This is a genomic window from Roseovarius maritimus (assembly GCF_043355895.2).
In the GTDB taxonomy this organism is placed as follows: Bacteria; Pseudomonadota; Alphaproteobacteria; order Rhodobacterales; family Rhodobacteraceae; genus Roseovarius; species Roseovarius maritimus.
The window spans coordinates 101,842-120,853 of the sequence record NZ_JBHFPF020000008.1 but is presented as its reverse complement, the minus strand read 5'-3'; the positions used below and the strand labels follow the sequence as shown (position 1 = coordinate 120,853).

Genomic DNA, 19,012 nt, shown 5'->3' with positions numbered 1-19,012 from the left:
CAAGCCAGACCAAAACGTTTCTATGGAATTTTTCTGATGGTTTGACGAGGTAGCGCCAGGTCACGTCACAGGTTCATCGTGCTGTCGCTGGGGTCGCGATCAAGACAAGATCGACAAGGGCGTGAACTGATGCGGTTACCCTAGGTGTCGCCGCGGCGAGCGCAAGGGTCTTTCTGCTGATCGAAGCGGTGCGCGAGGCGCGGCGCCTGACCGGCGCACAGCGCCGTCAGTTGATCGCGCTGCACAGGCTGCTGACGCTGCAAGATGTCGGCGACCCCGATCGCATCGAGACGGCCCGCTTCGCCGAAATCGAGCCAGACTCGCCCTTTGTGATCGAATGTTGTCTGCTGGCTGATCGCCTTGCGGCCTTGTTGACCAGTATTGAGATCAATGATGCACCGGACGGTCGCGCAGGTTGCAAGCTAACGCTCGGAAACGCCGCATAGCAGACACCGCAGTTGCGAACGGCCGGATCCCCGGAGGTTCGGCCGTCTGGAAGGTTCGCCGTCCCGGCGGGCCGATTTCCGGAGATCCGATTATGAACACCACCCAGCTTTCCACCAACATCGACGATCTTGCCGCGACCGCGATCAGGCTTGGCCGCGAGGTCGCCGAGCAGGCCCGCGTGCTGCAGCTCGGAAGCACCGCCCGTGATGTGGCCTTCGTCGCGCGCTGCCTCGCTTCGCTGCAGGAGGCCGACCAGTTCCTGGTCTTGTAGCTTGGGGGTATCGGTCTGCGCATGAAACCCAGCTACCATGCTGAATTCACGAGATGAATCCCTCACGCGATTTGTGCAACAGAGCTCTCCGATAACTCAGTTAGTTTGGCCTTCGCCCTGGTTGGGTGATGCTTTCGGGGTGAAGGCACAGCGGCTGGGCTTGATATCGATCAGAGGGGTGCCGTCGAGACAATCGAGCCCGCGCACCACGAGCGTGCCGGCGTCGATCCGCAGCAGCTGGACGAGCGCGGTGCCGATCGGATTTGGCCGCACTGGCGAACGCAGGGCGAACGTGCCTACCGTGCTCCCGTCGCTGCGTGGGCTCTGGAGGGTCAAGTCGCGACGACTGCGGTCGAGCCAGTAAAGCACTTCGATCATGTCGTAATCCTCGAGCCCTTTCAGCGCCGCGTGCCACGCCGGGGCCAGCTCGATCCGGCATTCGGGTCCATCATGCCGGCCCTGACGGGGACAATCCTTGCGCTGGGTCCAAGGTGTGCGGATCACGCCGATGAACCGCAGCACGGCGTCAGACGGCGGATCGAGCTCAACAGCCGTCTCGTTCTGGCGCAGATTCTCGCCACCCATCCCAATGTCAGGAAATTTTGCAGTCTTATTTTGCATGAATAATCCGTCCAGCCATAAAGCAATCCAATATTGAATAATTTTTCAGCACTGACCAGCCTTGATCTGCGACCAATCAAAGGTCTAGTGTGCATCTGTTCTGAAAAATATGCATTTGTAGGAGATTCTGCAAAGCATGGAAAACGCATTCGGCCTTGCCCTTCAGTTGGTCTTCGCTGGCGATGCCGATCTGCTGGAGATCGTGCTGTTGTCCTTGCGGGTAAGCCTGACAGCTACGGCGCTGGCATGCCTAATCGGCTTGCCGATCGGCGCATTGGTTGCCATCGGGCGCTTTTCGGGTCGCAATGCCGTGCTGATCGTAATGAACGCGCTGATGGGGCTGCCGCCGGTGGTGGTGGGCCTGCTGGTTTACCTTCAGCTGTCACGCTCGGGGCCGCTGGGTTTTCTTGGGCTTCTCTACACCCCCACGGCGATGATCATCGCGCAGACCATCCTGATTGCGCCCATCATCGCGGCGCTGTCGCGGCAAGTGCTCGAGGACCTGCATGTCGAATATTCCGAGCAGTTCCTCTCACTTTGCCTGACGAAGCTGCAAACCGTGCAGGCGCTTCTGTGGGATGCACGATATTCGCTGCTGACCGTGGGACTGGCCGGCTTTGGCCGCGCGGTGGCCGAGGTGGGCGCCGTGATCATCGTGGGCGGCAACATCGATCATCTGACGCGGGTGATGACTACGGCAATCGCGCTGGAGACGTCGAAGGGTGACCTCGCGCTCGCAATGGCGCTTGGCATCATCCTGCTGGCCATAGCGCTTGGCGTGAACGCGGCCGTGCAATCGGTGCGGATGACAGCCGCGAGGCAAGCCTATGTCTGATGCGCTGACCAGCCTGGCACCAGCCTTGGCGCAGCGGAGGCCAAGCGCGGCGATACTGCCTCTCGCGGTGCGCGATCTCGCCCTGCGTTTCGGCGAGACGACGGTCCTGAATGGGGTCAGTTTCGATCTTACCTCGACCGGCTGCACCATGATCATGGGTCCCAATGGTTCGGGAAAAAGCCTGCTACTGAAGCTGTTGCACGGCCTGATGCAGCCAAGCGCAGGCCAGGTCGATTGGGGTGGTCATCCCGCGACTGCCGTGACGTTGCGGCAAGCGCTGGTCTTCCAGAAGCCTGTGCTGCTGCGCCGCTCGGTGGCGGCCAACATCGACTTCGTTTTGAAGGCCCGCGGTAAGGATGTGGGCCGCCGTGACGTGCTGCTCGACCACGTCGGCCTTGGTCACAAGGCATCGCAGCCTGCGCGCTTGTTGTCCGGGGGCGAGGCCCAGCGGCTGGCGCTGGCCCGCGCTCTGGCGACTGATCCTGAGGTGCTGTTTCTCGACGAGCCTACAGCCAGCCTTGACCCGGCTTCGGTGCTGGCCATCGAGGCTATCGTCAGCGACGCGCGCGACCGCGGTGTACGCATCGTATTTGTCACTCACGACGTGGGACAGGCGCGGCGCATGGCCGACGACGTCCTGTTCTTGCAACGGGGCCGCATCGCCGAACACAGCCCTGCAGCCGACTTCTTCCCCGAGCCGCAAAGCCAGGCGGCCCGGGATTACCTGGACGGCAAAATCGTCGTCTGACAGACCAACCAAGGGAGAGACCACATGCAGATGAAGACACTTGGCGCAGCCACGATCGCCACGCTCTTGGCGGGCGTCGCCTGGGCGCAGGACCAGTCGATCATCGTCCAGTCGACTACCTCGACCGCGAATTCCGGCCTCTACGATTACCTGCTGCCGATGTTCGAGGAAGAGACCGGTATCCGGGTCAACGTCGTTGCCGTGGGCACGGGCCAGGCCATCAAGAATGCCGAGAATTGCGACGGTGACGTCCTGCTCGTTCACGCAAAGCCCGCCGAAGAGGCCTTCGTTGAGGCTGGCTACGGCACGAGCCGGACCGACCTGATGTATAATGACTTCATCATCGTCGGCCCCGAGGCCGACCCGGCAGGCGTCGGCGGCATGGAGGATGTACAGGAGGCGCTGTCGAAGATCGCCGAAGAAGGCGCGCTTTTCGCCTCGCGCGGGGACGACTCGGGCACCCACAAGAAAGAGGTCGCGCTCTGGTCCGATGCCGGCGTCGAACCGACCGAGGGGTCAGGCGACTGGTATCGCGAAACCGGGTCCGGAATGGGCGCCACCCTCAATGCGGGCATTGGTATGGGCGCATATGTCATGACCGATCGCGCCACCTGGATCAGCTTCGACAACAAGCAGGACTTCACAATCCAGGTGCAGGGCGACGAGGACATGTTCAACCAGTATGGCGTGATCCCGGTCAGCCCCGACCACTGCCCCAGCGTAAATATCGAGGCGGCCCAAACCTTTGCTGACTGGTTGATTTCTGGCGAAGGCCAAGAGGCGATTGGTGGCTATATGGTCGCAGACCAGCAGTTGTTTTTCCCCAACGCACCGGCGAACTGACTGGCAGACCGGGGCGGCCATCCAGGGCCGCCCCGGTGTCCGAAGGATGAAAAGGCATGTTCCGGATGCGAAAAAGCGGGTATCGGTGTTCCGCGACATTCTCTGAGGCCGTCCCATGACCGACACCGCCCTCCCAGACCACGAATACCTGACAGTCAAGGAACTGGCTGAACTGCTGCGCCTGAAAGAGCGCAAGGTCTATGATCTTGCTGCCTCGGGCGCGGTGCCGTGTTCTCGCGCGACCGGAAAGCTGCTGTTCCCCGCAGACGATATCCGTGCCTGGATAGAGCGTGCCAAGTCGGGTGGCCCGGGCGACGCATTGGCCGATAGGGCAGCGCGTCCGCCCATCATGCTCGGCAGCCACGACCCGCTCCTCGATTGGGCGATCCGACAGTCGCGCTGCGGGCTGGCAACATTTCATGACGGCTCGCTCGACGGGCTCGAGAGGTTCCGGCGGGGCGAGGGCGTCGCGGCGGGGCTGCATATCCACGACGCACTTTCGGAAAAATGGAACGTTCCCGCAGTCTCGAAATCAGCAGCCGGTCAAAATGCCGTGCTGGTAAACTTTGCGACCCGGCGACGGGGTCTTGTTGTCCGTCCGGGCCTCCCGGCGCCTGCCGGCATATGCGATCTTGCCGGCCGTCGCATCGTGCCCCGGCAAGCCGGGTCCGGGACCGACACCCTGTTCCGACACCTGGCCGCGCGCGAGGGCCTGGGCCTGTCCGGCCTCGACATGGCCGAGGTGGCGCGTACCGAAGACGAAGCCGTCGAGACGGTGCGCCGCGGCGAAGCCGACGCGGCCTTCGGTCTCGAAGCGGTGGCCCGGAGCTTCGGTCTCGACTTCGTGCCGATCCTCGAGGAGGAATTCGCTTTGCTCGTCGACAGGAAGGCCTGGTTCGAGCCGCCAATTCAGACCCTGATGGCCTTTTGCGCGTCGAAGCCCTTCCAGGCACGCGCCGACGCTTATGGCGGCTACGAGATCAGCGCCTTGGGCACGGTCGCCTGGAACGCGTAGGACGAAGGCCAGGGTTGTCAGTCGGGCAACCGTTTTCAGCATGCAAGGTGGGCATCTGGTGTTCTGGCCTCACTCCCCAGCTTGGGTCATGAGCCATGTGAATGAAGTCGCAATTCGGACGTCAGCGCCGTCAGCAAGGGGCGAATGCTGTGTTGAGGCGATGCCGAAGGTAGTTTGAATGTTGCGCCAAGCCGAGGTCAGCTTCCGTCGCTGCTGACTTGCCAGTTTGCGGCCGTGGCAAATTCACACTTTCCATCCTATCGTAACCCTGACAGTTGAGATCGCCCGATGGCTGTGACCTAAACCACCTCTCCTGCGGATTTACGGAGAATCCGCAGGTTGATGCTTAACGTATTCAGCCGTGCATCGTTCACTGGATTTGGGTTTCACATGCGATCCAATCACGCACTATCTCTGCTTTGGGTGTCAGCGTGCGAGACTTCGACCAGACGAGATAGAATCCGTTGCCTGTCCTCCACGTCCACTCAGGGCATGCCGCGAGCATCCCCTGCTTCACCAGTGGATCGACAAGATGATGCCAGCCGAAGGCGAACCCCTCGCCTGCCATCGCTGCCTGCAGAACGAGCGCATAATCGTTCAGACGCAGGCCGCTTTGCGGCGTGCGTTCGCAGACACCGAATTCCTCGAACCATTGCTGCCACGAGGGGCGCTCGCGGATCGGTTCTTCGAGATGGATCAGACGCTGGTGCAAAAGGCTTGGCACGTTGCGCAGGTTCACAGCCGCTGCCATGACCCTCGGCGCCGCGATGGGATAGATCACTTCCTCGGCGATCAGACAGCAATCGCAATCCGTCCAGTCTCCGGCTCCCAGACGCACGGCGAGGCTGATCGTCTCGACATTCAGATCCGGCTCACGGTCGGTGGATTGCAGGCGCAGGTCGATATCGGGATTGCCCCGCTGAAACGATGCAAGCCGCGGCAGAAGCCAGTAATTGTTAAAGGCCGAGGAGGCGCTGAGCGTTACATGGTCATTGCTGGTGAATTGCCGGATCGCCGTGGCCGACTGCGCAAGCTGCTGAAAGGCGCGCGTGACATCGGCAAACAGACGGCTTCCAGCATTTGTCAGTGTTATCTTGCGATGACTGCGCTCGAAGAGCTGCACGCCGAGGGAGGCCTCGAGTTGTTTGATCGACGCGCTCACCGAGGGTTGCTGCACGTTCAACTCCCGCGCGGCCAGCGTGAAGGATCCGCTGCGAGCGGCGGCCTCGAAGACCACCAGATGGCGCGGGGAGGACAAATCGGACCAGAGGTTTTGCATAATTTCAGATTATCCAAAGCATCGTTTTTTTCAAGCGTCACAGAAGCGGGCTGCGTAGGTATCCTTGCCCCAGAGGATGAAGGGAGAAATCTGCATGTCACGTCGGACCCGCGCCTCGCGCAACAGGGAAGATACCTCGGCAAGCGGTCAGGCTTCGCCGTATATCCGGCGCCGCATCCAGCATTTCGACCTTCTGGCGCCCGAACAAATCGAGCGACTTGAGGGGCAGGTCGACTGGATCCTGCAGGATGTCGGCATCGCCTTTCGCGACGATCCCGAGGCGCTCGAGCTGTGGAGGCGCGAGGGCGCAAATGTTGATGGCGACATCGTGCGCGCGCCCGCGGACTGGATCCGTGCCCTGTGCGCCAAGGCGCCGTCCGAATTCACCCAGCTTGCGCGCAACCCCGAACGCTCGGTGGTGATCGGCGGCAACAATCAGGTCTTCGCCCCGATCTACGGCGCGCCCTTCGTGCGTGATCTGCAGGGCGGGCGGCGCTATGGCGATCTTGCGGCTTTCGAGGATCTGGTGCGGCTGACCTATCTGCACCCCAACCTGCACCATGGCGGCTTTGTCACCTGCGAGCCGTGCGATCAGCCGGTGAGCAAGCGGCATCTCGACATGCTGATGGCCCACATGACCCTCAGCGACAAGCCGCATTTGGGCGCGATTACCGAAAAGAGCCGCGCCGAGGACAGCGTCGCCATGGCTGAAATCGTCTTTGGCGCGGATGTGATGGCCGAAAACTGCGTCATAATGGGCAATGTGAACACCAACTCGCCGCTACTTGTCGACCGCGTCGTGACCGAGGCAGCACGGGCCTATTGCGGTCGCGGTCAGGGCCTGATCGTCGTGCCGTTCATCCTGTCGGGTGCGATGGGCCCGGTCTCGACCGCCGCGTCGGTGGCGCAGGCCATGGCCGAGGCGATGATCGTCTGTGCCTATGTCCAGCTTCTGCACCCCGGTGCGCCCTTCGTGCTGGGCAACTTCCTGTCGTCGATGTCGCTGAAATCCGGCGCGCCGACCTTCGGGATGCCCGAGCCGGTCCTGTCGAACTATGCGATCGGCCAGCTTGCCCGCCGGGCCAGCCTGCCGCTGCGCTGCGGCGGCTCGCTCACCGCTTCCAAGATCGAAGATGCGCAGGCCGCCTATGAAAGCGCGGATTCAATGCACTCCACCATGCTGGCGGGCGCAAATTTCGTCCTTCATGCCGCGGGCTGGCTTGAGGGCGGTCTCTGCACCGGCTTTGAGAAGCTGATCATGGATGCGGACCGCCTCGGCAGCTATCAGAAGGTACTGGGCCAAGGGCTTGATACCTCGGACGAGGCGATGGCGCGCGACGCTTACGGCGAGGTTGCGCCGGGCGGTCACTTTCTCGGCTGCGCGCATACGATGCGCAATTATCAGGATGCGTTCTACGAGCCCGCACTGAGCGACAGCGAGAATGTCGAAAGCTGGGAGGAAGGCGGTAGTTTAGACATGCGTGACAGAGCCAATCGGCGCTGGCGGCAGATGCTGCGCAACTACGAGCCGCCGACGATGGAGCCTGCCTTGCGCGAGGAACTGGAGACCTTCGTTGCCAAGCGAAAGGAGGCGCTGCCGGATGCGTGGTATTAAGATCACCGGCCTGCGTGCCACGCCCATCAACATCCCGCTGGAAAAGCCGATGTGGTGGACCGGCGGGCATTATCCCGGCACGTCAAAGACCATTATCGAGGTCGAGACGGATCAGGGGCTGGTCGGCCTCGGCGAGGCGCCTTCAATCGACGTGCTGCATCATATTCGCGCGATGGGCGAGCGACTCATCGGCGCGGATCCGCTCGACATCGCCGCCTGCGAGAGCCTTTGTGTGCCGCCATGGCAGATCGTGCAGAACACCGATGACAGCTCGGTTGTCAAAGCTTTCGGGGCGATCGAGATCGCCCTCTGGGATCTGCGCGGCAAAGTTGCGGACGAGCCGCTCTATCGGCTTCTCGGCGGCGCGGTGCGCAAGGAGATCCCCTTTACCGAATATTTCGGCTTTCGCGCGGGCGGCGAGATGACGCCCGAGGCGGTCGCCGACTATTGCGCCCAGATGCGCGAGACGCATGGCGCGACGATGTTCGAGGGCAAGCTGATCCTTGGCGATCCCAAGCTGGAAATCGACACGGTCAAGGCGCTCCGCGCGGCTCTCGGTCCGGATGCGATGCTGCGGCTGGACAGCAACATGCAATGGTCCTTGCCCACCGCGATCCGCATCTTTCGCGAGATCGAGCCCTACGACATCCGCAATTACGAAGACCCGGTCGCGACGTTCGAGGAGATGGCAGAGCTTCGAAAACATTCCTCGATCCGCATGTCGACGCATATGCCGGACATTCGCCGCGCCGTTGCCCTCGGCTGCCCGGATTACATCGTCACGAACTTTGCCGTGTTGGGCGGCATCGCGCGGACTGTCCGTTTTATCGGAGCCTGCGAGGCAATGAATGTCGGCTTCTGGTGCTATTCGGGCGATGCTGGCATCGCCACCGCCGCCTATCTGCACATGTCGGCCGCCATGCCCTGGATCACCGAGCCGTCGCAATCGCTCTTTCGCTGGCAGGTCGGCGACGTGATCGAGGGCGGCCCGTTCCGGCAGAAGAACAACGTGATCGCGGTGCCCGAAGGCCCCGGCCTCGGCGTGACGCTTGACCGCGGCGCGCTGGACCATTGGCACCGGCATCTGGCCGACAATGGCCCGCTTGACCATTTCCATGACCCCGCAATGCCCGGCCGTTTCCGCCGATTGCCGCTGAACTGAGGAGGCCCCCATGCCCGAGATCCAAAAAGACGAAACCGCGACCGGCAAATCGCTGCCGTCCCATGCCAAGGTCGTCGTCATCGGTGGCGGCGTCGTCGGCTGTTCGATCCTCTTCCATCTGGCGAAATTCGGCTGGAAGGATGCGGTGCTGCTGGAACGCGGCGAGCTGACCTCCGGGTCGAGCTGGCACGCGGCGGGGCAGATCCACACGATCTCGTCCGATCCGAACATCTCGCGCCTGCAAAGCTATACCATTGATCTTTATAAAGAGATCGAAGAGCTGTCGGGCCATTCCGTCGGGCTGCACATCACCGGCGGGTTCTATGCGGCCTCGACGAAGGAGTGGTATGATTATCTCAAGCGCGAACGTTCGAAGGCGCGCTATATGGGGCTCAATCAGGAATTCATCAGCCCCAAAGAGCTGGCCGAGCGGCATCCGCTGATCGACCCCAAGCATTATCACGCCGCCCTCTGGGACGATCAGGACGGCGATCTCGACCCCTCGGGTGCGACCTATGCCTTTGCCAAGGCCGCCCGCGTCCATGGCGCGCAGTATTTCACCCATTGCGGGGTGACGGCGATGGCACAGCGTGCCGATGGATCGTGGGATCTGACCACGCCCAAGGGCCAGATCAACGCCGAGCAGGTCGTCAATTGCGGCGGCCTCTGGGCGCGCGAGCTGGGCCGGATGGGCGGGCTGAACCTGCCCGTGCAGCCGATGGAGCATCACTACCTCATCACCGACAAGATCCCCCTCATCGCCGAGCGGATGGAGAGCATGGGCGAGGCCGGACGCCTGCCCGCGGGCATCGATTACGAGGCCAACATCTATTTCCGGCAGGAGCGGCAGGGTATGCTTCTGGGCACTTACGAGCCGAAGGGCACACCGTGGAAGGTGGGCGGCACCCCCTGGGATTTCGGTCATGAGCTTTTGCAGCCCGACCTTGACCGCATCGCCGACCGGCTGGAGATGTCGTTCGAGCGCATCCCCGCCATCGGCGAGGCCGGCATCAAGGACATGATCAACGGCCCATTCACCTTTGGCCCCGATGGCAACCCGATGATCGGCCCGGTGCCGGGCATGAAGAATTACTGGGTCGCAGTCGGTGTCATGGCCGGCTTCTGCCAGGGCGGCGGCGTGGGCCTGACCATGGCCGAGTGGATGATCGACGGCGAGCCGTCGATCGATGTCTGGGCGATGGACGTGGCGCGCTTTGGCGAGTTTGCCACACCGGACTGGGGCACCATCAAATCGACCGAGAATTACGAGCGCCGCTTCGTGATGACCTTCCCGAACGAGACGCTGCCAAAGGGCCGGATGCAGAAAACCACCGCGCTCCATGACCGCCTGATCGCCAGGGGCGCGCGGATGGGCCAAGGTTTCGGGCTGGAGCACGCATTGTGGTTCGCCGATGGTCCCGACGATGCGCATGAGACGCCTACGTTCGAGCGCAACCGCTCGCACGACTATGTCGCGCGCGAGGTCAAGGCAGTGCAGGAGGCCGTCGGCGGCATCGAGATCGCCAATTTCGCCAAGCACGAATTCAGGGGAGCTGGCGCGCGCGCCTATCTGGAGCGGACGTTGGCCGGATACATCCCAAAGCCGGGCCGGCTGACCCTGACGCCCATGCTGACACCCAAGGGCAAGCTCTATGGCGATCTGACCGTTGCCTGCCTCGATGAGGGGCATTTCATGCTCTTCGGCTCGGGCGCCATGCAGGAGGCGCACCGGCGATGGTTCGAGGCGGATCTGCCGGAGGATGTCAGCTACCGCAACGTGAGCGACGACTGGCACGGCGTCGCGCTCTCGGGTCCGCGCTCGCGCGAGTTGCTGTCGCGCCTTACGCGCGAGGATGTCTCGGCCGAGGCGTTCAAGTTCCGCGATCTGCGCCAGACAGTTGTCGGCGACGTACCGGTGATCCTGAACCGCATCAGTTTTTCCGGTGAATTGGGATATGAAATCTACTGCAAGCCGCAATATTTGCTGCGACTGGCCACGGCAATCGAGGAGGCGGGCGCTGATCTGGGCTATCGCTGGTATGGCGCGCGGGCACTCATGTCGATGCGGCTGGAAAAGGGCTGGGGCGCGTGGACGCTGGAATTCCGCCCCGATTTCGATGCGGTGGCGTCGGGCATGGACAGCTTCATCGACTGGCGGCGTGACTTTGTCGGCAAGCAGGCGACAAAGGCCATACAGGACGCGGGGCCGCAGCAGCGATTGGTCACGATGACCATCGACGTGGACGGCATCGATGTCAGCAATGACGAGGCGATCCTGAAGGATGGCGAGGCCGTCGGCTATGTCTCGTCCGGCGGGTTCGGGCACCGCACGGGCAAGTCCATCGCCATGGGCTACGTCTCGGCCGAAAACGCGGCGCCCGGCACGGCGCTGCAGGTAGAAATCCTTGGCGCATTCTACGATGCCGAAGTGCTGGGCCAGCCGCTTTACGACCCCGAAGGGGCGCGGATGCGCACCTGAGGAAATCGGTGCATCGCCTTCTCACCCACTTGCGGCGGTGGGGCCTGAAAGATTCGCCAAGATGACCGGATCGATCATCCTCGAGCTGTTCAGATGGACACCACAAGACGATATGATATCGCGAACGCTCCGAAAGCTTTCGACCTTCTTCCAGACCACAAACAAGATCTCGATACGGGTTGCGTCGTCTGTAGCGACGCTTGTCATGTTTGACGGGCTTATCGCGGGACTTTCGTCCTGGAATGCGGGGCGTTATTGCCGTTTCCACAAGCGCATCGCGGAACCGATCCGGATCACAACCCCGATCTCCCTGCAGCCACTCCGCCTCAGGCAAGCCATCCATCAGGGCCCTCGCTCCGGTGTCGTCGCTGGCCTGAGGCTAACCGTTTTGTTGTGCCACAGCGTTCACCGACTGTGATGCCGTTTCAGTCACAGCTTTCATGGCCTCGGGAAGGCAAGCCATCGGTCATCGACGTGACCGACAGGAGCGTGCTGAAAAACCACCGTCACGGGAGGGCAGGGGATTTTTTCTGGGAAGTCATGAAAGTTCACCCTAAGTTTGTGCGGCCGTGTTCTATTGCCCGAAAACGGGCGTCATGCATGTGATCGACGATACCAGCCTCGAGACTGTCAGGACCATGCGCCCTGAACCCGGCGCTACTATGGCGCATGTCGAGTTCACCCGTGACGGCGCCCGTGCCCTCGTCTCAACCTGGCAGGAAGAAGGCGCAGTGATCGTTTGCGACGCCAAGATACTGGAAGAAATCACGCACCTGCCTATGCGCAAATCATCCGGAAAATATAATGAATAGAACAAGATCACCCTTTCGAAAGGCACGAGCCACCAAGCGTTGCGCGATCATCGTCAGCCACGGTCAACCCTCCGATCCCGATCCGGCAGAGGCCGCTTTGGCGCGTATGGCCCCGGACCTGCCGGGGTGGTGCGTTCAAACCGCCACCTTGGCCAAGCCCGGCGCACTGGAATCGGCCCTCGCTGATGCGGGGCCTGATCCGGTTATATTTCCGATGTTCATGACCGACGGCTGGTTCGTTCAGTCCGCTTTGCGCGATCGGGTCAGCCATGTTCCCTCTGCAGTCATTCTGCCGCCGCTCGGGGTGGACCCGAAGCTGCCCAAGGTCGCCGCACAGGCAATGCGCGCCGAGCTGGAGCACCGCAGATGGAGCGCGACCGAGACAACGCTCTTCGTCGCCGCTCATGGATCGGGGCGCAGCGCTAATTCGGCGCGCGACACATGTCAGTTCGTGGACCGGCTGGCGAAGGAGATCAAATTTGGCACGACCCATATCGGATATGTGGAACAGCCACCGTATCTGGACGATGTGACGGTCCTTTGTCCGCCACGCTCCATCTGCCTGCCCTTTTTTGCGGCCGAGGGCGGGCATGTGCAGGAGGACATTCGGGATGCCCTTCAAGCGTCCGGGTTCTCCGGCCCATGCATGAAGCCTGTCGGGCTTTTGCCAGGCGTCAGGCGCCTGATGGCGGATGGGATCTGCGGTGTCTTTGCGCATCCGTCCGAGAAATAGGCCGCCTGATCCTGAAAGGTAGCACCGGGCCAACTTTCGAGCGAAGGGTTTTCCGGGAGCAAACATTCGCGGTCGGACGTAACGAGAGAGATTATTCGGCTCTGGTCCGAGAGGGCATCACGTTCGCCACATCCTCTTACGTGCGCAGTCCGGCAAAGCTCATGCTGCCGGCACGCAACAGTTCCTCTGGCCTGGTTGAATGTGCCGCCAGGGTTTCTTCATCCCTGACGAGGTCACCCTCGGCCTTAATGGTCATTGCTCTGAAATATTTGAAATCTTCATTCTGACCTGCGGCCGGCCGAGATCTCGGCGAACCCGCCCTGGCGGTTGTTTGCGTAAAACCAGACGTGGATACTCTGGCTTTTCTCATTGCATTGTTAAGGCAAGGCAGCGCGCTGCGCATCGACTGGCGGCAAGGCGAGGGTTTCGCGGCCTCCACGGGTCAAGGGCCGATAAATCACGTGCCTCATCTCTGTCGTGGCCAGCAAGTCAAGTTTACGAAAGGTCATCTTTGGTTTGACTGACATGCGCGTCAATCTATGCTGGTTTCAGAGAAGCGTGTTCAGCTTGGGAACATGTCTCAATGAGCGAGCGCCGCAATGTCAAACAGGGGAAATCCGAGAAGCAAATCCGAGAAGCAAAGGTGCGCCCGTTGTCATGCGACCGGCCGCCTCCCTTGTGAGACATGCGGCGGTAAGGGGGAAGTCATCGTTGGCCGGGACACCTATGGAAATCCCAAAGTCGTTCGGTGCAGTGGCTGCGTTGGTTTGAAAACCATGCGGTGCAGAAACTGCGGGGGCGCAGGATACATCTGATTTGAACGGTGATTGGCCGGGCGATTTCTGTGTTCTTTTCGAAGTGCAATAGTTTGCAGTATTGTTGTCAGCTGCGGTCGCCGAAAGCAGATGCCTTGCTGGTTTCGATGTACGCTCCGATTGCTTGCAGGCTCGTACGGCCGGATTGCAAATCATCACTTAGATGTATTTATGCATCTGTATACGCTTCTCCTCTATAGTTTGGAGGCAGACGGCCTACTGCGGAAATTTGACAGATAACTGATCTCAACCAACCGCGTCATATCGTGCGTTGCCTAGCGGGATTTTCGCAATGTAATGTCTCGGGAGCGGGATTTAGATCGGGTTGTCGAACAGACCCAAGCGGCATTCACCGGCGGTGTGTCCTTGCCGCCCCACAGAGTTGCAGGAACGCTGATTGAAGGGTTCATCGTAGGTTACGACTCAAACACGATTATCGGAGGCAACGCGATCCGGTTTCTTGGGCCGGTCACTTCCATGAGTACCGCAAGAGTTTCACGCAACTCACCTCGGCATCAGCGGGCGCGGCGGCGGCGAAGGTACATCGCACCGGGAACAGTCTGACGTTACCCATGAGCGCACAATCTGGTTTACATTTGGGCCGCAGACGTTAGCAATTCATTACTGGAACAGCCAAGTCTCGTACATGCATACGCGGCTGAGGTATAAAAAGATGACGTGAGGGTGGAATGGCAGTCGCACTTGAGGCGAAAGGATTGACAAAGGAGTTCAAAGGCTTCGTTGCCGTAAATAACGTCGATCTGTCGGTCGAAAAGGGAACCATCCATGCGTTGATTGGCCCGAATGGCGCCGGCAAGACGACGTTTTTCAACCTTCTGACGAAATTTCTTCAACCAACCCGCGGAACGATTGTCTATGAGGGCCGCGATATCACCAGGATGAAACCCGCGGAGATTGCTCGGCTGGGCATGGTGCGGTCGTTTCAGATTTCGGCGATCTTTCCGGATCTGACGGTACTTCAGAATGTGCGGGTGGCGTTGCAGCGGGCGCGCGGCGAAAGCTATGATTTCTGGCGCTCGGACAAGATCCTGTCGAAGTTCGACGATCAGGCGCGCGGCTATATCGACGAGGTCGGGTTGAGCGAGTTCACCAATGAGCGCGCCGCCGCGTTGCCCTACGGTCGCAAGCGTGCGCTCGAGATTGCGACAACTTTGGCGCTCAGCCCCGACATGCTGTTGCTGGACGAGCCGATGGCGGGCATGGGCCGCGAGGATGTCGAGCGGATCTCGCAGCTGATCCGGCGCATCGCCCAGAACCGCACGGTGCTGATGGTCGAGCATAACCTGTCGGTTGTTGCCGACCTGTCGGACCGCATTACCGTGCTGGCGCGGGGCGAAATTCTGGCCGAAGGCACCTATGACGAGATATCGAAAGCCCCCGAAGTGATCGAAGCCTATATCGGAGCGAGCCATGACTGATCCGGCAGATGTGCTTTTGAAAGTCAGCGACCTCAACGGCTGGTATGGCGAGAGCCATGTCCTGCACGGCATCGACTTCGAAGTGCGCCGCGGCGAGGTCGTCACGCTGCTGGGCCGCAACGGGGCGGGCAAGACATCGACCCTGCTGGCGATCATGGGAATCCTGGGCAAGCGCACCGGCTCGGTCACCTTCGAGGGCACCGAGTTGATCGAAATGCAGCCGCGCCATATCGCCCGGCTGGGCCTCGCGCTCTGCCCAGAAGAGCGCGGCATCTTCTCGTCGCTGAGCGTCGAGGAAAACCTGATGCTGCCGCCGCGCATCGCCGATGGCGGGCTCAGCATCGAGAGGATCTATGATCTGTTCCCGAACCTGCGCGAGCGGCGCACCAGCAGTCAGGGCACCAAGCTGTCGGGCGGTGAGCAGCAGATGCTGGCGATTGCCCGCATCCTTCGCACAGGCGCCAAGTTCCTGCTGCTGGACGAGCCGACCGAAGGTCTGGCACCGGTCATCGTTCAGCAGATCGGTCACACGATCGAGGCACTCAAAGACGAGGGATTTACCATCGTTCTGGTGGAGCAGAATTTCCGGTTTGCCGCGTCGGTCGCGGATCGGCATTACGTGGTGGATCAGGGCAAGGTCGTCGATATGATCGCGAACGACGAGCTTGAGGAGAACACCGAGAAACTGCACGAGTATCTCGGCGTCTAGAACAATCAAGGGCGCAAGCAGCGCCGAAACCAGGGAGGAAATCCATGTTCAGGAAACTAGCTATCAGCTCCGCGGCACTGGCCGCGATGCTCGGTGCGCCCGCGCTGGCGCAGGATATCAACGTCAAGCTCGGCGTGCTCAATGACCGCTCGGGCACCTATGCGGACCTGTCGGGCGAAGGTTCGGCCGTGGCCACGCGCATGGCGGTCGAGGATTTCGGTGCCGCTGACAAGGGCATGACTGTCGAGGTGATCTCGGCCGATCACCAGAACAAGCCCGACGTCGGTTCGAACATCGCGCGCCAGTGGTATGATGTGGATGGCGTGAACGCCATCGTCGATGTGCCCACGTCGTCCGTGGCGCTGGCCGTGGCCGACATCACCGCCGAAGCCAACGGCGTTCTGCTGGACTCGGGTGCCGGCTCGACCAGCCTGACACGCGACCAGTGCCAGCCGACAACCGTGCATTGGACCTACGACACCGCCGCGCTGGCCAACGGCACGGGCGGCGCCGTGACCAATGCGGGCGGCAAGAAGTGGTTCTTCCTGACGGCTGACTACGCCTTTGGTCACTCGCTGGAAGAAAACACGATGGCCGTCGTCAAGGAAAACGGCGGCGAAGTCGTCGGCAACGTGCGGCATCCCTTCCCGTCGCAGGATTTCTCGTCCTTCCTGCTTCAGGCTCAGGGCAGCGGCGCTGACGTGATCGGCCTCGCCAATGCCGGCGGCGATACCGTCAACGCCATCAAACAGGCGTCGGAATTCGGCATCACCCAGGCGGGCCAGTCGCTGGCCGCGCTCTTGATGTTCGTCACGGACGTGCATTCGCTGGGCACCGAGACCGCGCAGGGCCTCAACCTGACCGAGGCGTTCTACTGGGATCAGAACGATGCCACGCGTGAATGGTCGGCCCGCTTCGAGGAAGAGATGGGCTCCAAGCCGACGATGGTCCATGCGGGCGCCTATTCCGCCACGATGGCCTACCTTGCGGCGGTTGAGGCCGTAGGCAGCGCCGAGGACGGTAAGGCCGTTGTCTCCAAGATGAAGGAAATGGAGTTTGACGATCCGCTCTTCGGCATGACCACCGTGCGCGGTGATGGCCGTGCGATCCACGACATGTATCTCTTTGAGGTCAAGGCGCCGGGCGATTCCGAAGGCGAATGGGACCTCTACAATCAGGTCTCCTCGATCAGCGGCGAGGATGCGTTCCTGCCGATGCTGGACGAGTGCGACTTCACCAAGCAGTAAGACACTGCTGACGTCCGCCCGGCTGTTCTCGCCGGGCGGACTCGCCTTGAATATTCCGATCAACGGGACCGCATCATGTTCGAACTTCTGGGAATACCGCCGCAGGTTCTGATGGGTCAGCTTTTGCTGGGCCTGATCAACGGCTCGTTCTACGCGGTGCTGTCGCTGGGGCTGGCCGTGATCTTTGGCCTGCTCAACATCATCAACTTCGCCCATGGCGCGCTTTACATGGCGGGTGCTTTCGTGGCGTGGATGCTGCTGAACTACCTGGGCATCGGCTATTGGCCCGCCCTGTTTCTGGCGCCGCTGATCGTGGGCGCCTTCGGCATCCTGCTGGAGCGGACCATGCTGTCGCGGCTCTATCACCTCGACCACCTCTATGGCCTTCTGCTGACCTTCGGCCTTGCGCTGATCATTCAGGGCCTTTTCCGCAATTACTATGGCATCTCCGGATTGCCGTACCAGATTCCCGATATCCTGTCGGGCGGTCAGAATCTCGGCTTCATGTTCCTGCCAAACTATCGCGCCTGGGTGGTCTTGGCGTCGGTTCTGGTGTGCTTCGGCACCTGGTTCATGATCGAAAAGACCCGGCTGGGCGCCTATCTGCGCGCCGCCACTGAAAACCCGGTGCTGGTGGGCGCGTTCGGCGTCAACGTGCCGCTGATGATCATGCTGACCTATGGGTTCGGCGTGGCGTTGGCGGGCTTTGCCGGCGTGCTGGCCGCGCCGATCTATTCGGTCAACCCCACGATGGGTGAGCAGCTTATCATCGTGGTCTTCGCCGTTGTCGTGATCGGCGGCATGGGCTCGATCATGGGGGCGATCCTGACGGGATATTTGCTGGGCATCGTCGAGGGGCTGACGCGGGTGTTCTACCCCGAGGGATCGGCTGTCGTGATCTTTGTCATCATGGCGATCGTCCTGATGATCAAACCCGAAGGACTGTTTGGGAGGCCCGCATAATGGCGATGGCAGACAATACCAAAGCGGCGGATGTGGTGCCGCAGACCGCCGGAATGCCGAGACTCCACAAGATCATCTTTGCCGTCCTTCTGGCGGTGCTGATCATCCTGCCCTTCTTCGTCTACCCCATCTTTGCGATGAAGGTGATGTGCTTTGCGCTCTTCGCGGCGGCGTTCAACCTTCTGCTGGGCTTCGGGGGACTGCTGTCCTTCGGGCATGCGGCCTATTTCGGTGGGGCAAGTTACGTCGCCGCCCATGCCGCCAAGGTCTGGGGGTTGACGCCGGAATTGTCAGTGCTTTGCGGCGCTGCCGCTGCTGGCGTCTTGGGATTCGTGATCGGCTCGCTGGCGATCCGCAGGCAGGGCATCTATTTCGCCATGGTCACGCTGGCCTTCGCGCAGATGGTCTATTTCATCGCGCTGCAGGCGGAATTCACCGGCGGCGAGGATGGCATCCAGAGCGTGCCGCGTAACGATCTCTTCGGAATGATCCCTCTGGCCGATAATCTGGCGCTTTATTTCTTCGTGCTGGTGGTGACCTTCGGCGGCATCCTGATGCTCTACCGGATCGTGCATTCGCCCTTCGGACAGGTCTTGAAGGCGATCCGCGAGAACGAGCCGCGCGCCGTGTCACTCGGCTATGACGTCAACCGTTACAAGCTGATCGTGTTCACGCTGTCAGCGACGATGGCCGGTGTGGCCGGAGCGACCAAGTCGCAGGTGTTCCAGCTGGCGTCTCTGACGGATGTGCACTGGTCCATGTCGGGCGAGGTCGTCCTGATGACCTTGCTGGGCGGCATGGGCACGGTGTTTGGCCCGCTGCTGGGCGCGGGCATCATCGTGACGATGCAGAACTACCTGGCGACCTTCGGGGCGTGGGTCACGATCATTCAGGGCGTAATCTTTGTCATCGGCGTTCTGATGTTCCGCGAAGGGATCGTGGGCGTTCTGGCGCGCTGGCTGAAACGGCCCCTTTGATA

Annotated in this window: 18 protein-coding genes; 16 read left to right on the top strand and 2 right to left on the bottom strand. The window is 61.4% G+C overall.

Going from position 1 to position 19,012, the window contains the following annotated elements; all coding sequences use genetic code 11:
* The first annotated feature begins 188 nt into the window (after positions 1-188).
* On the top strand, positions 189-446 hold the full coding sequence (locus ACEWPM_RS14670; protein ID WP_393963043.1) for a hypothetical protein: 258 nt from the start codon (positions 189-191) through the stop codon (positions 444-446).
* A 92-nt stretch (positions 447-538) separates the two neighbouring features.
* Positions 539-718, top strand: a complete 180-nt coding sequence (locus ACEWPM_RS14665) for a hypothetical protein (RefSeq protein ID WP_393963042.1) — start codon at positions 539-541, stop codon at positions 716-718.
* Positions 719-814: 96 nt separating this feature from the next.
* On the opposite strand, the gene tsaA is transcribed toward ACEWPM_RS14665, so the two are convergent.
* On the bottom strand, positions 815-1,339 hold the full coding sequence (gene tsaA, locus ACEWPM_RS14660) for a tRNA (N6-threonylcarbamoyladenosine(37)-N6)-methyltransferase TrmO (protein ID WP_393963041.1): 525 nt from the start codon (positions 1,337-1,339) through the stop codon (positions 815-817).
* A 136-nt stretch (positions 1,340-1,475) separates the two neighbouring features.
* Here tsaA and ACEWPM_RS14655 point away from each other — a divergent pair, with 136 nt between their 5' ends.
* From ACEWPM_RS14655 to ACEWPM_RS14640, 4 genes are all read left to right on the top strand, one after another.
* Positions 1,476-2,174: an ABC transporter permease gene (locus tag ACEWPM_RS14655; protein ID WP_393963040.1), complete on the top strand. Its 699-nt coding sequence runs from the start codon at positions 1,476-1,478 to the stop codon at positions 2,172-2,174.
* Positions 2,167-2,922 carry an ATP-binding cassette domain-containing protein gene (locus tag ACEWPM_RS14650; RefSeq protein WP_393963039.1) on the top strand — a complete coding sequence of 252 codons (756 nt, stop codon included), beginning with the start codon at positions 2,167-2,169 and terminating at the stop codon, positions 2,920-2,922. The genes ACEWPM_RS14655 and ACEWPM_RS14650 overlap by 8 nt, the downstream gene beginning before the upstream one ends.
* Positions 2,923-2,952: 30 nt before the next feature.
* Positions 2,953-3,765, top strand: coding sequence for an ABC transporter substrate-binding protein (locus ACEWPM_RS14645; protein WP_393963074.1), 813 nt, complete (start codon positions 2,953-2,955; stop codon positions 3,763-3,765).
* Between the two features lie 115 nt (positions 3,766-3,880).
* A complete protein-coding gene (locus ACEWPM_RS14640) occupies positions 3,881-4,780 on the top strand; it encodes a substrate-binding domain-containing protein (protein ID WP_393963038.1) in 900 nt (299 codons plus the stop codon).
* Between the two features lie 370 nt (positions 4,781-5,150).
* Here ACEWPM_RS14640 and ACEWPM_RS14635 read toward each other — a convergent pair whose 3' ends face one another.
* Positions 5,151-6,059 (bottom strand): LysR substrate-binding domain-containing protein, encoded by a 909-nt coding sequence (locus tag ACEWPM_RS14635; RefSeq protein WP_393963037.1) that lies wholly within the window; start codon positions 6,057-6,059, stop codon positions 5,151-5,153.
* Positions 6,060-6,153: 94 nt separating this feature from the next.
* Between ACEWPM_RS14635 and ACEWPM_RS14630 the strand changes: the two genes are divergently transcribed.
* The 10 genes from ACEWPM_RS14630 (at position 6,154) to ACEWPM_RS14585 (ending at position 19,010) form a co-directional block, all read left to right on the top strand.
* On the top strand, positions 6,154-7,674 hold the full coding sequence (locus tag ACEWPM_RS14630; protein ID WP_393963036.1) for a trimethylamine methyltransferase family protein: 1,521 nt from the start codon (positions 6,154-6,156) through the stop codon (positions 7,672-7,674).
* Entirely contained in the window at positions 7,661-8,836 is a 1,176-nt protein-coding gene (locus ACEWPM_RS14625; RefSeq protein WP_393963035.1) for a mandelate racemase/muconate lactonizing enzyme family protein, read from the top strand. The genes ACEWPM_RS14630 and ACEWPM_RS14625 overlap by 14 nt, the downstream gene beginning before the upstream one ends.
* 10 nt (positions 8,837-8,846) lie before the next feature.
* A complete protein-coding gene (locus tag ACEWPM_RS14620) occupies positions 8,847-11,315 on the top strand; it encodes a GcvT family protein (protein ID WP_393963034.1) in 2,469 nt (822 codons plus the stop codon).
* Positions 11,316-11,917: 602 nt separating this feature from the next.
* Positions 11,918-12,127, top strand: a complete 210-nt coding sequence (locus ACEWPM_RS14615; RefSeq protein ID WP_393963033.1) for a cytochrome D1 domain-containing protein — start codon at positions 11,918-11,920, stop codon at positions 12,125-12,127.
* Positions 12,120-12,860 carry a CbiX/SirB N-terminal domain-containing protein gene (locus ACEWPM_RS14610; protein ID WP_393963032.1) on the top strand — a complete coding sequence of 247 codons (741 nt, stop codon included), beginning with the start codon at positions 12,120-12,122 and terminating at the stop codon, positions 12,858-12,860. Before ACEWPM_RS14615 ends, ACEWPM_RS14610 begins: the two co-directional genes overlap by 8 nt.
* Before the next feature lie 1,504 nt (positions 12,861-14,364).
* On the top strand, positions 14,365-15,114 hold the full coding sequence (locus ACEWPM_RS14605) for an ABC transporter ATP-binding protein (RefSeq protein WP_393963031.1): 750 nt from the start codon (positions 14,365-14,367) through the stop codon (positions 15,112-15,114).
* A complete protein-coding gene (locus tag ACEWPM_RS14600; RefSeq protein WP_393963030.1) occupies positions 15,107-15,823 on the top strand; it encodes an ABC transporter ATP-binding protein in 717 nt (238 codons plus the stop codon). Before ACEWPM_RS14605 ends, ACEWPM_RS14600 begins: the two co-directional genes overlap by 8 nt.
* Positions 15,824-15,867: 44 nt before the next feature.
* Positions 15,868-17,070 (top strand): ABC transporter substrate-binding protein, encoded by a 1,203-nt coding sequence (locus ACEWPM_RS14595; RefSeq protein WP_393963029.1) that lies wholly within the window; start codon positions 15,868-15,870, stop codon positions 17,068-17,070.
* Positions 17,071-17,145: 75 nt separating this feature from the next.
* The gene (locus ACEWPM_RS14590; RefSeq protein WP_393963028.1) at positions 17,146-18,033 is read left to right on the top strand and encodes a branched-chain amino acid ABC transporter permease; all 888 of its coding nucleotides are present in this window, start codon (positions 17,146-17,148) and stop codon (positions 18,031-18,033) included.
* Positions 18,033-19,010, top strand: a complete 978-nt coding sequence (locus ACEWPM_RS14585) for a branched-chain amino acid ABC transporter permease (protein WP_393963027.1) — start codon at positions 18,033-18,035, stop codon at positions 19,008-19,010. The genes ACEWPM_RS14590 and ACEWPM_RS14585 overlap by 1 nt, the downstream gene beginning before the upstream one ends.
* The last annotated feature ends 2 nt before the right edge of the window (positions 19,011-19,012 follow it).

What these genes read in the sequence shown, in the direction of transcription:
- ACEWPM_RS14665 (WP_393963042.1), top strand. Translation starts at nt 539, where the DNA reads ATGAACACCACCCAGCTTTCCACCAACATCGACGATCTTGCCGCGACC.
- tsaA (WP_393963041.1), bottom strand. Translation starts at nt 1,339, where the DNA reads ATGCAAAATAAGACTGCAAAATTTCCTGACATTGGGATGGGTGGCGAG.
- ACEWPM_RS14655 (WP_393963040.1), top strand. Translation starts at nt 1,476, where the DNA reads ATGGAAAACGCATTCGGCCTTGCCCTTCAGTTGGTCTTCGCTGGCGAT.
- ACEWPM_RS14650 (WP_393963039.1), top strand. Translation starts at nt 2,167, where the DNA reads ATGTCTGATGCGCTGACCAGCCTGGCACCAGCCTTGGCGCAGCGGAGG.
- ACEWPM_RS14645 (WP_393963074.1), top strand. Translation starts at nt 2,953, where the DNA reads ATGAAGACACTTGGCGCAGCCACGATCGCCACGCTCTTGGCGGGCGTC.
- ACEWPM_RS14640 (WP_393963038.1), top strand. Translation starts at nt 3,881, where the DNA reads ATGACCGACACCGCCCTCCCAGACCACGAATACCTGACAGTCAAGGAA.
- ACEWPM_RS14635 (WP_393963037.1), bottom strand. Translation starts at nt 6,059, where the DNA reads ATGCAAAACCTCTGGTCCGATTTGTCCTCCCCGCGCCATCTGGTGGTC.
- ACEWPM_RS14630 (WP_393963036.1), top strand. Translation starts at nt 6,154, where the DNA reads ATGTCACGTCGGACCCGCGCCTCGCGCAACAGGGAAGATACCTCGGCA.
- ACEWPM_RS14625 (WP_393963035.1), top strand. Translation starts at nt 7,661, where the DNA reads ATGCGTGGTATTAAGATCACCGGCCTGCGTGCCACGCCCATCAACATC.
- ACEWPM_RS14620 (WP_393963034.1), top strand. Translation starts at nt 8,847, where the DNA reads ATGCCCGAGATCCAAAAAGACGAAACCGCGACCGGCAAATCGCTGCCG.
- ACEWPM_RS14610 (WP_393963032.1), top strand. Translation starts at nt 12,120, where the DNA reads ATGAATAGAACAAGATCACCCTTTCGAAAGGCACGAGCCACCAAGCGT.
- ACEWPM_RS14605 (WP_393963031.1), top strand. Translation starts at nt 14,365, where the DNA reads ATGGCAGTCGCACTTGAGGCGAAAGGATTGACAAAGGAGTTCAAAGGC.
- ACEWPM_RS14600 (WP_393963030.1), top strand. Translation starts at nt 15,107, where the DNA reads ATGACTGATCCGGCAGATGTGCTTTTGAAAGTCAGCGACCTCAACGGC.
- ACEWPM_RS14595 (WP_393963029.1), top strand. Translation starts at nt 15,868, where the DNA reads ATGTTCAGGAAACTAGCTATCAGCTCCGCGGCACTGGCCGCGATGCTC.
- ACEWPM_RS14590 (WP_393963028.1), top strand. Translation starts at nt 17,146, where the DNA reads ATGTTCGAACTTCTGGGAATACCGCCGCAGGTTCTGATGGGTCAGCTT.
- ACEWPM_RS14585 (WP_393963027.1), top strand. Translation starts at nt 18,033, where the DNA reads ATGGCGATGGCAGACAATACCAAAGCGGCGGATGTGGTGCCGCAGACC.